This is a genomic window from Chitinophaga sp. HK235, from assembly GCF_018255755.1.
Taxonomy (GTDB): domain Bacteria; phylum Bacteroidota; class Bacteroidia; order Chitinophagales; family Chitinophagaceae; genus Chitinophaga.
The window spans coordinates 3811370-3824733 of record NZ_CP073766.1 but is presented as its reverse complement, the minus strand read 5'-3'; the positions used below and the strand labels follow the sequence as shown (position 1 = coordinate 3824733).

The following is a 13364-nucleotide window of genomic DNA, read 5'->3' as shown; positions in this document are numbered from 1 at the left end:
TTAAAAATTATTTTTAAAACGACCTATATCTGATTGCACATTTATGGAAATTAAGGAAATAATAACTGTTACGAACAAGTTTCTGGTGGAGGAGTTTGAAGCTAACCCCACTGACATTAAGCCTGAAGCTAACCTCAAGTCCACGCTGGATCTCGACAGCCTGGATTATATTGACATGGTAGTAGTGATTGAAGATAATTTTGGTTTTAAAGTAAAACCGGAAGATTTTCAGTCCATCGTTACCTTCCAGGATTTCTACGATTATGTAACTGCTCGTGTTCAACAAAAAGAACTGGTATAATGCCATCCTGGCAGGGAAAGTCTAAGGGAAATAAGCTGGGTTACAGTATCTTTATTTTCATACTCAGGTATGGAGGTGTTTACCCTGCTTATTTTCTGTTGAGATTTGTTGCTTTTTATTATTTTCTGTTCTCCTGGAGTTCTTCCAGGCCCATCTATCAATATTTTCATACCAAAATAGGTTACGGCAGATGGCGGTCTTTGTACAGCCTTTACCGCAACTACTACGTGTTTGGTCAGACACTGATCGATAAGATTGTGGTGATGGCCAACATGGAGAACAAGTTTACCTTCGATTTTGACGGGGAACACCATCTGCGTGAGATGGTGACCGGCGGGCGCGGAGGAATCATGCTGAGTGCACACCTGGGCAACTGGGAAGTGGCCGGTCACCTGTTCAAACGCCTGCAAACCCGTATTAATATTGTCATGTTTGATGGGGAACATCAACGCATCAAAGAATACCTGTCTTCCATCACCGGCGACAGGAATGTGAATATCATCGTCATTAAGGATGATTTATCACATATCTATGCCATCAACGAAGCGTTGAGTAACCAGGAGCTGGTTTGTATGCACGCAGACCGTTTTCTGCCCGGCAACAAAACCATTACCGCACCATTGCTGGGGCATGATGCCCGTTTCCCGGTAGGGCCTTTCCTGCTGGCAGCTACCTTCCGGGTGCCGGTATGTGTGGTGTTTGCCTTTAAGGAAACGGCTACCCATTATCATTTTTATGCCACCGAACCCCGTTCATACCATGGACGCCGCAACCAGGGTGTGGAAAAGGCCGTGGCCGATTTTACCGGCCTGCTGGAGGAAAAAATCCATCGTTACCCGGAACAGTGGTTTAATTATTATGATTTTTGGGCATAATGCGTGTTTTTACTGTTAATAATGTCGAATAATTCGATTTATTTCGTGTTTTGTCTATAAATAATAACTTGCGCAGATGTTTATTCATACAGATGATATTACCGCTTATATCCCACAACGTACGCCGATTGTCATGATCAGTGGCATACTGGAAGTGGACGGCCCTAAAACCCGCACCGGACTGCATATTGCACCGGACAATGTTTTTGTGGAAAACGGCGTGCTCACACCGCCCGGCCTCATGGAAAATATTGCACAGACCGCGGCAGCCCGTATCGGTTATATCGCAAGACAGGAAAACAGCCCCGTACCCCTGGGTTTTATCGGCGCTGTAAAAGACCTGGAAATATTTGAACTGCCGCCCGCCGGACAGATGATCGAAACCACCACGGAAATCGGAGGAGAAGTGTTTAATGCTACCATGGTAACAGGAAAAGTTATGTACGATGGAAGGGTGATGGCACAATGTGAAATGAAAATTTTCATCAACCCGCAAATACAATAAGTTATGATTATCCGTAAAGTTTTTCCCCTGACCGTTCTGTTACTTGGCTTTTTTATCAGTGCCACCCAGGCCCAGAAGTTGAAAAACTTCCTGGAAAATACTGATTCTTCCTTCACCTGGCTGGGTGTGGACTTCACACAGGCCCGCCTGCTCGGCGACGCAGCCGCCAACGCAGTAGACATCGTAGACCGCCACTTCGCTGGTATCAACGATGTGGTGATCAACGAACCTAAAAAATACGATGTTGCTGGTGCTTTCCATCGCTCTAAAGTAACGTACGATGTGACCGCCACCAACAAACGGAATGCAGCCGCCAACAAGGAAGCGCTGAAATCCGATAACAACGATGATATCACCCGCCTGAAACCCGCCGACATCACCAAACTGGTGAAAGGTATCGATGTAAATGGCAAAAAAGGCATCGGTGTACTGTTTGTGATGGAGTCCATGAATAAAACCGGTAAAGAAGCGTCTATGTACGTGACTGTAATCGACATGGCTACCCGCAATGTACTCCTGACAGAAAGAATGACCGGCAAGGCGAAAGGCTTTGGTTTCCGTAACTACTGGGCGTTTTCCGTGCATGATGTAATGGACGATTTCAGCTCAGGCTATAAAAAAATCAAGGAGAAATATGCAGAAGCCAAAGATCCTGAAGAAGAAGCACCTGCAGCTCCTAAAAAAGATCCCAAGACAGCAGTAGCTGCCAAGGAAAAAGAAACAAAAAAAGCTAAGAAGAAAGGATAACAGGATTTAGGGATTTTTTCATTTAGGGATTTTTGATTTCGCAAATGAAAAAATCCCTAAATGAAAAAATTTCTAAATGAAATGGACCAGATAACCGAATGCACCGAATTTCCGGTGAAGTTTAATGAGGTGGATTCACTGGGCATTGTATGGCATGGCCACTATGTCCGGTATTTTGAAGACGGAAGGGAGGCTTTCGGAGAAAAGTACGCGCTGCGTTACCTGGATGTGTTTGAGGCCGGATATACCGCGCCGGTGGTGAATATACAGCTTGATTACAAGCGGCCATTGCGCTACGGCGACCGCGTAAAGGTAGCAACCACTTTTGTGGACGACCTCGCGGCGAAGATCAGATTTAACTATGTGCTTTCCAATCCGGCTACGGGTGAAATCATTGCCAAAGGCTCTTCTGTACAGGTTTTCCTGGACAAGGAAACAGCGCTGCTGCAACTGACCACCCCGGCTTTTTTCAGTGAATGGAAAAAACAACACTTGCATAACCACCTTTAGATAATGGATCATGGTCTTTGTAGTTGCAGATAATATTGTGGGGCCACTGGGTATTGATACCGATGAAAATTTTGAACAGATCATCCGGGGCAACAGTGGTATCGGTTTACAGGACCGCAGCGATTATGGCCCTGCACCTTTTTATGGTGCCATGATGGCTCCCGCCATGCTCAGCAGGGCAACAGCGGGTCTTAACGTAGAAGGTTATACGAAATTTGAACAGCTGGTGATCGCCTCCGTCACGGCGGCCGTATCGCAAACAGGTATCCGCCTGTCGGATTCCCGCACCGGTCTGATCATTTCCACTACCAAAGGAAATATTGAACTGCTGGAACAGCAGCCGGAAGGAGTGATCCCTCCGCCGGAACAGTTACAGCCTTCCGCTACTGCCCGTAAGATAGCGGCTCATCTGGGTGCTGCCAATGCTCCACTGGTGATCAGCAGCGCCTGTATATCCGGTCTGCTGGCCATTCTTACCGGTCAGCGCCTGATCACTTCCGGAAAATACGACCACGTAGTGGTAACGGGCGCCGATGTGCTCACCCGTTTTGTATTGTCAGGATTCCAGTCTTTCCAGGCAGTAAGTGCCGTGCCCTGCAAACCCTTTGATGCCGGGCGTATGGGTGTTTCCCTGGGAGAAGCAGCTGCCACCGTGGTGCTCAGCAAAACATCCGCACAGGCAGAAATTGTATTAGGCGCCGGGGCTGTCAGCAACGATGCCAACCACATTTCCGGCCCTTCCCGCACCGGACAGGAGCTGGCCATGGCCATGCAACTGGCCCTCAAAGGCAGCGGCCTCCAACCGGCAGATATCGGCTTTGTATCTGCTCACGGCACCGCCACCCTGTACAACGACGAAATGGAAGCCAAAGCCCTGCACCATGCCGGACTGGCAGCCGTACCGGTCAACAGTCTCAAAGGATACTACGGCCACACCCTCGGTGCTGCCGGCCTCGTAGAAGCAATTGTCAGTATGAAAGCCATGAAAGAAGGTGTGATACTGCCCACCAAAGGATACGAAACACCCGGTGTGAGTATGCCTGTCAACGTCAGCAATACCCTGCGCCAACAATCTTCCCGCCACTTCCTGAAAACAGTGTCGGGGTTCGGTGGTTGCAACGCAGCCATGATATTTAGTAGAAAATAATTACGCATTATCTGATTACAAATTTGTCATGCGCAATTGATAATTCGTAATTGTCAAATCCGATCTATGTTCAATAAAGAAACGAAAACAGCATTACAGGCAAAAGAAGCCGCATTGTGGCTGGCTTTTGCCCCTATTGCCTTCCAGGCTACCAGGGCCCTGCGTGACATGGGGATTTTAAAAGCAGTGAGCGACAGCGGATCTGCCGGAATCACCATTGAGGAAGTGATGGAAAAAACCAACATGAACCGCTATGCAGTGAGAGTATTGCTGGAAGCCGGTTTAGGAATGGAATTAGTGATCGTGAACGACAAAAAATACACGCTCACCAAAACCGGCTACTTTATTTTACACGACCAGCTGACCCGTATCAATATGGACTTTACCCAGGATATCTGCTACAAAGGCATGTACCACCTGGAAGACAGTCTGCGCAACGGTAAGCCGGAAGGCCTCCAGGAACTGGGCCCCTGGGATACTATCTATCCCGGCCTCTCCCTGCTGCCACCAGCTGTCGGAAAAAGCTGGTTCGATTTCGACCACTATTATTCCGACCTCGCTACTCCGGGCGCACTGGATATCGTTTTTGAAAACCATCCCAAACGCCTCCTCGACATCGGTGGCAACACCGGTAAATGGGCACTGGCCTGCACCGCCAAAGATCCCGAAGTGGAAGTCACCATCTTCGATATCCCCGGACAGGCTAATATCGCGCAGCAGAAAATGAAAGAAGCCGGCGTGGAAAACAGAGTACACTTCCATATCGCCAATATCCTGCATGAGGAAATACCTTTCCCTAAAGGGTTTGATGCCATCTGGATGAGCCAGTTCCTCGACTGTTTCTCCGAAGCAGAAATCGAGTCTATCCTCTCCCGTTGTCGCGAAGCGCTCAACGACGACGGTACCATCTACATCCTGGAACCATTCTGGAACCGCCAGCAGTTTAAATCAGCGGCTTTCTGCCTGCAGCAGACCTCCCTGTATTTCACTGCTATGGCCAATGGTAACAGCCAGATGTATCATACCGACGACTTCTTCCAGTGCATCGAAAATGCAGGACTGGTAGTAACGGAAGAAAACAACAAGATGGGCCTGAACTACACCCTGCTGAAGGTTAAAAAGAAGAAATAGTTATACAGGAACCCGGTGATAATAGAGAATCACAGGGTTCCTGACAAACCCAATCCCCTATAATCAAATCTCTGAATCCATAAAATTTTTTCCGTATGAAAACTGAACAAGTAGATGTTTTAGTCATAGGTGCGGGACCTGCCGGAACAGTAGCGGCGTCTATTATTCACCAGGCGGGTTATAAAGTGAAGATCGTGGAAAAGATGAAGTTTCCCCGCTTCGTTATCGGTGAAAGCCTGCTGCCACGCAGTATGGATGCGCTGGAAGAAGCTGGTTTCATCGACGCGATCAAGGCTAAAGGTTTCCAGGAAAAATTCGGTGCCAAGTTCGTGAAAGGAAATGCTGTCTGCGATTTCACTTTCAAGGAGCAGTTCACGCCCGGCTGGACCTGGACCTGGCAGGTGACCAGAGCCGACTTCGACAAAACACTTGCTGATGCTGCTGAAAACATGGGCATACCGGTATCATATGAAACTACGGTAACGGATATACGTTTCAACGGATCGGATTCAGTAACAACGGTAGAAGATATTCACGGCAACAAATCCACCATTGAAGCCCGCTTTATTGTGGATGGCAGCGGTTACGGCCGGGTGATCCCACGTCTGTTCAACCTGGAGAAAAACTCCAACCTGCAGCCCCGTAAAGCATTGTTCGCCCACACCGTGGACGTACGCCGTTCCATGGCCGACGAACCTAACCGTATCACCGCCGTGGTACACAAAAAAGGCGTCTGGATCTGGATCATTCCTTTCTCCACGGGCGTAACCTCCCTGGGTTTTGTAGGTGATCCGGAGTTTTTTGCGGAATACAAGGGTACAGATGAAGAAGTATACCGGGCCCTGCTGGAAGCAGAACCCTATACCAGAGAGCGTTTCCGCGATGTAGAACTGGTGTTTGAACCCCGGATTCTGCAGTCCTGGTCTGCCACCACCGATAAATTCTATGGCGATGGTTTTGTGCTCACCGGCAACGTGACAGAATTTCTGGACCCTATTTTCTCATCTGGTGTAACTTTGGCCTGCGTTTCCAGCCAGACTGCCGCCAAACTGGTGATCAAAAAACTGAGAGGAGAAGCGGTAGACTGGGAAAAAGAATACATGGAGCCTACGCTGCAGGGCGTCAATACCTTCCGTTCTTATGTAATGGCCTGGTATGAAGGCACACTGGACACCATCTTTTTCAAGAAAGATGCAGATCCGGTGATCAAAGGTCAGATCTGCTCTGTATTGGCAGGGTATGTTTGGGATATGGACAATCCATTCGTGAAAAACCACGATACGGCCCTCAAACGGCTGGCTAGGACCATAGAATTAACAGAAAAATTAAAAAGCAGTTCAGAGATTGAATAGCGAGGAAGTATATATTACAGGAAGTTGTATCCTGCGGCATAACAGTATCCGGTTGAACGGCGACCTGTTATGGGAAGCTGACAGGGAAATGGACCTGCAGGAATGGCTGCGGGCGGGCTACGACCGGTTTTCCGGTCAGTATCCCAAATTCCACAAGATGGACGCCCTCAGCAAACTGGGGTGGCTGGCCGCGGAAATACTGCTGAAAGACACGCCGGTACTGTCTTTACCGCCCGAAACGGTAGGGATGGTGTTATCCAACCGCAGCGGCAGTCTGGATACAGACCTGCGCTATTACGCTACAGTAAAGGATATTGCCAGCCCGGCCCTCTTCGTGTATACCCTTCCAAACATTGTGATGGGAGAAATCTGTATCCGGCACGGTTTTAAAGGAGAGAATACTTTTTTCGTCTCTGAAACCTTTGATCCGGAGCTGATGAGCAGTTATCCGGCCCAACTGCTGACCAACACGCCTTTGCAGGCCTGTCTTTGCGGCTGGGTGGAGGTGATGGACCAGGAATACGAAGTGGCGCTGTTTCTGCTGGAAAAAGAAAAGCGTGGTCTGGCGCAGCCGTTGACAGCAGCAGCTTTGGACGCACTGTATCAAATAAACAAATATTAAAATTTATCAATAAAAAAATGGACTTGGAAAAGCTGATGGAAGATCTGAAGAAGCAGATCATAGAACAACTGAATTTGCAGGAAGTGACACCGGAAAGTATCAGCAATGATCAGCCGTTGTTTAAGGAAGGGCTGGGTCTCGATTCTATCGATGCGCTGGAACTGATCGTACTGCTGCAACAGCATTATAACATCCGTATTGCCAACCCGGAACAGGGACCGGAGATATTTTACTCTATCCGTTCTATGGCAGAATTTATTGTTGCCCATCAAACAGCTAAAGCATGATTGAAAAGGTGTGGATAGCGGGTGGCGGCGTCATCAGCGGCATAGGCCTGAACCTGCGGGAGTGCCTGCAGGCTTTCCGGCAGATGGAGCCGGGCATGGGCGCCATGAAATACCTGTCTTCCGTGCACCGCAACACTTTCCCGGTGGCTGAGGTGAAGGCAGACAATGACACCCTGGCCGAAATGGCCGGGCTGCCGGAACACATCAGCCGGACGGCCCTGCTCAGCCTGATAGCCGCCAGAGAAGCCTGGCAGTCGTCGGGACTCGGTGATATCTCCGCCTACCGCGTAGGATTTGTATCCGGCAATACGGTAGGAGGGATGGACAAAACAGAAGATTTTTTTGCAGATTATCTGGCAGATAACCGTAAAGGAAGGCTGCGTCAGGTGGTACATCATGAATGCGGCAGCATCAGCGAAATAGTAGCCGATGCTTTAGGTATACGACATCATGTGTCTACCATCAGCACTGCCTGCTCTTCCGGCGCTAATGCGCTCATGTACGGAGCCCGCCTGATACGCAATAACATAGTAGACGTGGTGATCGCCGGTGGTACCGACTCACTCACCCGTTTTACGCTCAACGGTTTTAATACCCTGATGATCCTCGACCAGCAGGCCTGCCGCCCCTTCGATGAAACCCGTACCGGGCTTAATCTGGGCGAAGGTGCCGGTTATGTGGTGCTGGTGTCCGACAGCCTGGCTGCTCAATTGCAGCCATGGTGCCGCCTCAGTGGTTTCGCCAATGCCAATGATGCCTATCACCAGACGGCTTCTTCGCCCGACGGTACCGGCAACTATCTGGCGATGAAAGGTGCACTGGACATGAGTGGCCTGCAACCACAGCAGATAGGATATATCAATCTGCATGGCACCGGTACCGGTAACAACGACGTATCTGAAGGCATTGCCATCAACCGGCTCTTTGCGCCGCATTTTCCGGCCATGAGCTCCACCAAGTCGTTCACCGGGCATACGCTGGGCGCCAGCGGTGGTATTGAGGCTGTATTTTCTGCCGTCTCCGTGAAGGAAGGGATCATCTATCCCAACGCACGGTTTGAACACCAGATGAAGGAACTGCCGTTTGCACCGGCCACCACCTATTCTGAAGGTAATGAGTTGTTGCATGTGATGTCCAACTCCTTCGGCTTTGGAGGTAACTGTTCCAGCCTGGTTTTTTCAAGCTTTTAGTGATTAAATGATATTATGTTGACCATTTATATAAACGGCACCGGTTGTATTTCTGCGCAGGAAACTGCGGCAGGTGGCCCTCTGCTGGCCACGCTGCGGGAGTATGAACAGGAACGCCTGGCTACCGTAGACCCCGACTACAAAAGATGGATCGATGCAAAACAGATCCGCAGAATGAGCCGGGTGGTGAAAATGGGCGTAGGTGCCGCCAGCCTGAGCCTGGAAGCTGCCGGGGTGACTATGCCCGATGCTATCGTCACCGGAACAGCCTACGGCTGCCTCGACGATACCGGCGTATTCCTGACCAAAATGGTCAACCAGCAGGAGGAAATGCTGACCCCCACCGCTTTTATACAAAGCACCCACAACACCGTGGGCGGACAGATATCACTGCTCCTGGGCTGCAATGCCTATAACAACACCTTCGTTCACAGAGGCTTCTCTTTCGAAAACGCCCTGCTGGACGCTATCATGATATTAAAGGAAGGTAGTGCGCAAAACGTACTGGCCGGCGGTCTGGACGAAATCACCCAGCATAGCCATCAGATACTGTCCCGCTTCGGACTGTATAAAAAAGAACCGGTAAAAACCATGGAGCTGCTGAAAAGCCCTACCCGTGGTACTATCGCCGGAGAAGGTGCTGCTTTCTTTACGCTGGGCATCACTCCAAGCCAACACTCCGCTGCTGCGCTCACCGGTATCAGCACCCTCTACAAACCGCTCTGGGAAGGGGAAGTGATTGGCCATATCATGAAATTCCTGGAAGATAATGCTTGTACTCCCAACGATATTGATCTGCTCATCACCGGCAGGAACGGTGATATCGATCAGGATGACATCTATGAAGAGGTAGTGGAAGCACTGTTCCCTGAACATCCGGAAGCCAGCTTTAAACATCTCTGCGGCGAATATCCTACCGCTGCTGCCTTTGGCATGTGGATGGCCAACAGTATACTCGCTGAACAGGCGGTGCCTGAAGCGGCTCTGTTTTATGGAAAAGTGGCTGGCCCCATCAAAAGAATTTTATTGTATAACCATCATCAGGGTACCCATCACTCCCTGATCTTACTCACACATGTTGAATAACAGGGCCGGAAATATCATCATTATCACGAGTATCGCCGTTTTGCTGGTCATCCGGCTGTCGGGACTGTATACTGTGCCGCTGTGGTGGTATGCTATCCCGCTGTTGCTGTTGTTGCCTTTTTATGTGAGAGGGGCCATCAATATACAATCCGGTTTTTTTATTAAAACGCTCTGTACCGCGTCTGCTACGGAAAACGTAGTGGCGTTGACGTTTGATGATGGGCCCGCGTCCGAACATACGCCACTCATCCTCGATATCCTGGACGAACATGAGGTAAAGGCAGCCTTCTTTTGTATTGGTAAAAACATCGAAGGAAATACGCACTTACTGAAACGGATACACGAAGAAGGTCATGTAATCGGCAACCATACCTACTCCCATCATTTCTGGTTTGATATGTACAGCAGCCGGCAGATGGAGGCCGATATGGAAAAGATGGACACTGTAACCATCAACGCTACCGGGCTGCAGCCGCGCCTCTTCCGCCCGCCATACGGGGTTACCAATCCCAACCTGGCCAGGGCCATCAAACGCAATAATTACCTGCCGGTAGGATGGAGCATCCGCTCTATGGATACCGTTGCAACAGATGAAGATAAACTGCTGCATAAAATCATGACGGAACTGCACCCCGGTGCTGTTATCCTCCTGCATGATACCTGCAGCATCACCGCCAGCATCCTGCCCCGGTTGATCAGCGCCATCCGCGCTGAAGGATACCGGCTGGAACGCATGGACAAAATGTTAAAAGTGCCAGCTTATGTGTAAATGGATGATCATCTGCCTGTCAACTTTACTGTCGCTGCAACTGCACGCTCAGTCAGGCTTTAAACCGGTATCAGACCTGTCTGATATCAAAAAACAGTTCGCCAGGACCGCACAAAATACCCAGAGCATACAATGCGATTTTGTGCAGGAGAAAAACCTGAGCATGCTGTCCGATAAAATTGTGTCGAAAGGAAAATTCTGGTTCAAACGGGATAATAAAGTCCGGATGGAATACCAGCAGCCTTCGTATTACCTGTTGGTCATCAATGGGAAAGACATCAAAATAAAAGATGCGCAGAAGGAAAGCAAGGTGTCCGGCAAAAACAATAAACTGTTTGAACAGATCAATAAAATTACGGTTGACTGTGTGAGAGGCACTGTGCTGGACAATACCGACTTTACCACCAAAGCATCAGAAAACGCGCAGAGCGTACGGCTGGAAATGGTGCCGGTCAATAAAACCATGGCGGGTTATTTCAAAGCCATTGTGCTGCTGGTAGACAAACAGGATTATACGGTGTCCCGCATCACTATGCAGGAACCCTCCGGCGATGATACGACCATCAGTTTTGTACACAAACAAGTGAATTCAAACATCCCGGATGCGGTATTTGTGGTTAAATAGTCTGTTACTGTTAGCAATGCTGACCAGCTGTAAATCCGTTTATAAAGGATTACAGCGCACCAACGGGGATGTGAATTGTGTTAGGCAGTTCAGCCCGGCCTTTAATGCCACGCTGTACAGTACGCAGGTTAACATTCTGAAGCATCACCTGAGTGGACTGCTTTTTTTTAAGCAGATGCCCGACAGCAGCCTGCGGGTGGTATTTGCCAATGAGATGGGTTTTAAATTCTTTGATTTTGAATTTGACCGTCATGGCAATTTTACCAAACATTATCTGTTGCCTAAAATGGATAAAAAGGCGGTGGTGAAAACCCTGCGGCAAGATTTTGAACTGGTATTGCTACGCCCGGATCTTAGCCAGGCGCATGTCGCTACAGATAACAACTTCCGCTATGTAGTAGTGCCCACTGAGAAAGGCAATAATTACTATATAACGGATAGCGCTTGTACGAAACTGGAGCGCATCGAAAAATCATCTGTGCGTAAACCGGTGGTAAAAGTGTGGATGCAGCATTATACACAAGGTACGCCAGACAGCATCCGTATTGAACATCAGAACTTCCGTTTTAATATTTCTCTGCAAAAAACAGAGAAAAAACAATAGGTAAGCATCTCAACATCAAAATATATAAACAACAAAATACAAACATGTTAAAGGGTAACTTTTATCATATCACAGCAACAGCTAAAGAAGAAGGTCAGGTTAATATTACACTGGAGCTGAATGCAGCGCATCCGATTTTCCAGGGTCACTTCCCCGACCAGCCGGTAGTGCCGGGCGTATGTATGATGCAGATCATCACAGAAACGCTGGAGGACGCCGTGCAACAAAAAGTATTGCTGCAGAAAGCAGGCCAGATGAAGTTCCTGAACATGATCGATCCGGTAAAACAGCCATTGGTAGATGTAACACTGACCTATAAAGTGGAAGAGAACGGAGGATGGAAAGTGAATGCTACCCTGAAACGGGAAGCGATGACATTTATGAAATTCCAGGGAGTATTTAAATAAGTGATAGCCAACACCACACATAACGAACATTTTGAGCGCCACAGGGCAGCAGTGCTGATCCCTACCTACAACAATGCCTCCACGCTGGAGGCAGTTGTACAGGACGCCCTATCCTATACTTCACATGTAATTGTCGTGAATGATGGCGCTACCGATCATACCAGCCATATTCTCGATAAATATCCGCAGTTGCACCGGGTGTCGTATAGCCCTAACCGTGGTAAAGGCATTGCCCTGCGCCGTGGTTTCGAATATGCGCTCACGCAGGGATACGATTATGTGATCACCATGGACGCAGACGGACAACACTTTGCCTCCGATCTGCCGGGCATGCTGGATAAAATCAGCACCCATCCGGACACATTGGTGATCGGCGCCCGCAACCTCAATCAGGAAAACATGCCTGGTAAAAATACTTTTGCCAACAAGTTTTCCAATTTCTGGTTTTATGTGGAAACAGGGCTGAAGGCCCCTGACACACAGTCGGGCTACCGCTTGTATCCACTACATCGCATGGGCCGTGTCCGCTGGTGGTGCACCAAATATGAATTTGAAATTGAGGTGCTGGTACGCAGCGCCTGGAAAGGTATAAAAATAGACTGGACACCGGTAAAGGTATATTATCCGCCGGCAGAGGAAAGGATCTCCCATTTCCGGCCTTTCCGCGATTTCTCCCGTATCAGTGTGCTGAATACCATACTGGTGCTCATCACTTTCCTGTATATCAAACCCAGGGACCTTTTCCTGTATCTCCTGAAAAAAGAAAACTGGAAAAAGATGTGGCGGGAAGAAGTACTGAACGCTTCGGAGTCCAATGCCCGCAAAGCCGCTGCCATTGGCTTCGGTGTGTTTATGGGCATTGTTCCTATATGGGGATTTCAGCTCCTGGTAGCCATGCTGATATCTATCAAGTTGAAGCTGAACAAGGCACTGGTATTTTTAGCGGCCCATATCAGCACGCCGCCGCTAACCCCGTTCGTGATCTTTGCCGGTTTTCTCGTAGGGAAAATATGGATGGGAAGGTCAGCCAAAGATCTGTTGTTTGATGATAAAATCACCTTTGCAGCAATAGGCGATAACCTACTCCAGTATGTTTTTGGCAGTATCACCCTGGCGATTATAGCCGGAGTGGCCGCATGGGGCATCAGTTATCTGTTGCTGGCTTTATTCAGAAAGAAGAAATAAAAACAATTACGAATTACGGAT

The 13364-nt window shown here is 48.8% G+C and carries 17 protein-coding genes; all 17 read left to right on the top strand.

Annotated elements, in window-relative coordinates; genetic code table 11:
* The first annotated feature begins 43 nt into the window (after positions 1 to 43).
* The 17 genes from KD145_RS13630 (at position 44) to KD145_RS13550 (ending at position 13343) form a co-directional block, all read left to right on the top strand.
* Positions 44 to 301, top strand: a complete 258-nt coding sequence (locus KD145_RS13630; protein ID WP_113617367.1) for an acyl carrier protein — start codon at positions 44 to 46, stop codon at positions 299 to 301.
* A complete protein-coding gene (locus KD145_RS13625; RefSeq protein WP_212006408.1) occupies positions 301 to 1176 on the top strand; it encodes a lipid A biosynthesis acyltransferase in 876 nt (291 codons plus the stop codon). Before KD145_RS13630 ends, KD145_RS13625 begins: the two co-directional genes overlap by 1 nt.
* Before the next feature lie 76 nt (positions 1177 to 1252).
* Positions 1253 to 1681 carry a 3-hydroxyacyl-ACP dehydratase gene (locus tag KD145_RS13620; RefSeq protein ID WP_212006407.1) on the top strand — a complete coding sequence of 143 codons (429 nt, stop codon included), beginning with the start codon at positions 1253 to 1255 and terminating at the stop codon, positions 1679 to 1681.
* Positions 1682 to 1684: 3 nt separating this feature from the next.
* Positions 1685 to 2428 carry a hypothetical protein gene (locus tag KD145_RS13615; RefSeq protein ID WP_212006406.1) on the top strand — a complete coding sequence of 248 codons (744 nt, stop codon included), beginning with the start codon at positions 1685 to 1687 and terminating at the stop codon, positions 2426 to 2428.
* 60 nt (positions 2429 to 2488) lie between these two features.
* Complete coding sequence (locus tag KD145_RS13610; RefSeq protein WP_249219829.1) at positions 2489 to 2938, top strand: thioesterase family protein; 450 nt, start codon at positions 2489 to 2491, stop codon at positions 2936 to 2938.
* Between the two features lie 10 nt (positions 2939 to 2948).
* Positions 2949 to 4085 carry a beta-ketoacyl synthase gene (locus KD145_RS13605; protein ID WP_212006405.1) on the top strand — a complete coding sequence of 379 codons (1137 nt, stop codon included), beginning with the start codon at positions 2949 to 2951 and terminating at the stop codon, positions 4083 to 4085.
* 66 nt (positions 4086 to 4151) lie between these two features.
* On the top strand, positions 4152 to 5216 hold the full coding sequence (locus KD145_RS13600; protein WP_212006404.1) for a class I SAM-dependent methyltransferase: 1065 nt from the start codon (positions 4152 to 4154) through the stop codon (positions 5214 to 5216).
* A gap of 95 nt (positions 5217 to 5311) precedes the next feature.
* Positions 5312 to 6568 (top strand): NAD(P)/FAD-dependent oxidoreductase, encoded by a 1257-nt coding sequence (locus tag KD145_RS13595; RefSeq protein ID WP_212006403.1) that lies wholly within the window; start codon positions 5312 to 5314, stop codon positions 6566 to 6568.
* Positions 6561 to 7190 carry a hypothetical protein gene (locus tag KD145_RS13590; protein WP_212006402.1) on the top strand — a complete coding sequence of 210 codons (630 nt, stop codon included), beginning with the start codon at positions 6561 to 6563 and terminating at the stop codon, positions 7188 to 7190. The genes KD145_RS13595 and KD145_RS13590 overlap by 8 nt, the downstream gene beginning before the upstream one ends.
* Positions 7191 to 7207: 17 nt before the next feature.
* The gene (locus KD145_RS13585) at positions 7208 to 7477 is read left to right on the top strand and encodes a phosphopantetheine-binding protein (RefSeq protein WP_249219828.1); all 270 of its coding nucleotides are present in this window, start codon (positions 7208 to 7210) and stop codon (positions 7475 to 7477) included.
* The gene (locus KD145_RS13580) at positions 7474 to 8667 is read left to right on the top strand and encodes a beta-ketoacyl synthase (protein WP_212006401.1); all 1194 of its coding nucleotides are present in this window, start codon (positions 7474 to 7476) and stop codon (positions 8665 to 8667) included. Before KD145_RS13585 ends, KD145_RS13580 begins: the two co-directional genes overlap by 4 nt.
* A gap of 15 nt (positions 8668 to 8682) precedes the next feature.
* Positions 8683 to 9753 carry a beta-ketoacyl synthase chain length factor gene (locus KD145_RS13575; protein WP_212006400.1) on the top strand — a complete coding sequence of 357 codons (1071 nt, stop codon included), beginning with the start codon at positions 8683 to 8685 and terminating at the stop codon, positions 9751 to 9753.
* Positions 9743 to 10522: a polysaccharide deacetylase family protein gene (locus tag KD145_RS13570; protein ID WP_212006399.1), complete on the top strand. Its 780-nt coding sequence runs from the start codon at positions 9743 to 9745 to the stop codon at positions 10520 to 10522. The genes KD145_RS13575 and KD145_RS13570 overlap by 11 nt, the downstream gene beginning before the upstream one ends.
* A complete protein-coding gene (locus KD145_RS13565; protein WP_113617379.1) occupies positions 10515 to 11147 on the top strand; it encodes an outer membrane lipoprotein carrier protein LolA in 633 nt (210 codons plus the stop codon). The genes KD145_RS13570 and KD145_RS13565 overlap by 8 nt, the downstream gene beginning before the upstream one ends.
* Before the next feature lie 16 nt (positions 11148 to 11163).
* Positions 11164 to 11751 (top strand): hypothetical protein, encoded by a 588-nt coding sequence (locus KD145_RS13560; RefSeq protein ID WP_212006398.1) that lies wholly within the window; start codon positions 11164 to 11166, stop codon positions 11749 to 11751.
* 44 nt (positions 11752 to 11795) lie between these two features.
* A complete protein-coding gene (locus KD145_RS13555; protein ID WP_113617381.1) occupies positions 11796 to 12158 on the top strand; it encodes a 3-hydroxyacyl-ACP dehydratase in 363 nt (120 codons plus the stop codon).
* Positions 12159 to 13343: a DUF2062 domain-containing protein gene (locus KD145_RS13550; RefSeq protein ID WP_249219827.1), complete on the top strand. Its 1185-nt coding sequence runs from the start codon at positions 12159 to 12161 to the stop codon at positions 13341 to 13343.
* Positions 13344 to 13364: the final 21 nt, after the last annotated feature.

Coding starts and splice junctions, on each gene's coding strand:
- KD145_RS13605 (WP_212006405.1), top strand. CDS start 2,949: ATGGTCTTTGTAGTTGCAGATAATATTGTGGGGCCACTGGGTATTGAT.
- KD145_RS13620 (WP_212006407.1), top strand. CDS start 1,253: ATGTTTATTCATACAGATGATATTACCGCTTATATCCCACAACGTACG.
- KD145_RS13560 (WP_212006398.1), top strand. CDS start 11,164: ATGCTGACCAGCTGTAAATCCGTTTATAAAGGATTACAGCGCACCAAC.
- KD145_RS13555 (WP_113617381.1), top strand. CDS start 11,796: ATGTTAAAGGGTAACTTTTATCATATCACAGCAACAGCTAAAGAAGAA.
- KD145_RS13610 (WP_249219829.1), top strand. CDS start 2,489: ATGAAAAAATTTCTAAATGAAATGGACCAGATAACCGAATGCACCGAA.
- KD145_RS13615 (WP_212006406.1), top strand. CDS start 1,685: ATGATTATCCGTAAAGTTTTTCCCCTGACCGTTCTGTTACTTGGCTTT.
- KD145_RS13565 (WP_113617379.1), top strand. CDS start 10,515: ATGTGTAAATGGATGATCATCTGCCTGTCAACTTTACTGTCGCTGCAA.
- KD145_RS13625 (WP_212006408.1), top strand. CDS start 301: ATGCCATCCTGGCAGGGAAAGTCTAAGGGAAATAAGCTGGGTTACAGT.
- KD145_RS13570 (WP_212006399.1), top strand. CDS start 9,743: ATGTTGAATAACAGGGCCGGAAATATCATCATTATCACGAGTATCGCC.
- KD145_RS13580 (WP_212006401.1), top strand. CDS start 7,474: ATGATTGAAAAGGTGTGGATAGCGGGTGGCGGCGTCATCAGCGGCATA.
- KD145_RS13630 (WP_113617367.1), top strand. CDS start 44: ATGGAAATTAAGGAAATAATAACTGTTACGAACAAGTTTCTGGTGGAG.
- KD145_RS13575 (WP_212006400.1), top strand. CDS start 8,683: ATGTTGACCATTTATATAAACGGCACCGGTTGTATTTCTGCGCAGGAA.
- KD145_RS13600 (WP_212006404.1), top strand. CDS start 4,152: ATGTTCAATAAAGAAACGAAAACAGCATTACAGGCAAAAGAAGCCGCA.
- KD145_RS13585 (WP_249219828.1), top strand. CDS start 7,208: ATGGACTTGGAAAAGCTGATGGAAGATCTGAAGAAGCAGATCATAGAA.
- KD145_RS13595 (WP_212006403.1), top strand. CDS start 5,312: ATGAAAACTGAACAAGTAGATGTTTTAGTCATAGGTGCGGGACCTGCC.